This is a genomic window from Belliella alkalica, assembly GCF_022549785.1.
Lineage (GTDB): Bacteria > Bacteroidota > Bacteroidia > Cytophagales > Cyclobacteriaceae > Belliella > Belliella alkalica.
In genome coordinates, this window is sequence record NZ_JAKZGO010000097.1 from 1 (window position 1) to 548 (window position 548).

The 548-nt window shown below is 38.7% G+C and carries 1 protein-coding gene; it reads left to right on the forward strand.

What is annotated here, in order from left to right:
• Positions 1 to 240: 240 nt before the first annotated feature.
• Positions 241 to 548: helix-turn-helix domain-containing protein (locus MM213_RS21140; RefSeq protein WP_369413981.1), on the forward strand; the 308-nt coding region annotated here is incomplete at its 3' end.

Consider the following 548-nt stretch of genomic DNA (forward strand, 5'->3'; position numbering starts at 1 on the left):
TGGATATTCCGGAGCATGTTGACCCCTCAGAATCGGAATGTTTTTGTTTAGTGAAAGTGGCCTGATTGGCCAGATTCGACTGACATTCCGGCGGATATTGACCCCCTAAAGCAAGAATTTGATAAAGATTCCGGATCATGTTGACCCCCTTTGGTCAAAATTCCGGAGCATATTGACCCCTCTGATTAATGGTTTTGGTTTTTTTAGCGGACACTTTAGATAACCGCTAATTATAATCCTATGGCTGGAAAACCAAAACCAATGAGTCAGATAAAGCAATTGATAATACTTAACCGACAAGGCAATGGAGTCAAAACCATTGCACGTATTCTTGATGTAAGTAAGAATACCGTCAAGACATATCTTTTTAAGCTTGATAAGTTGTTGACAGGCAAAAGAGCTGAGAAGGTTACAATTGAGACACTTCTAAGCCTTGACGAGCCTGAATTATATACACTTTTTCATCCCGGTAATCCTTCCTATAAAGATTCAAGGTATGATTACTTTAAAGCCAACCTTGAACATTATCAAAAAGAGTTAGAAAAGGT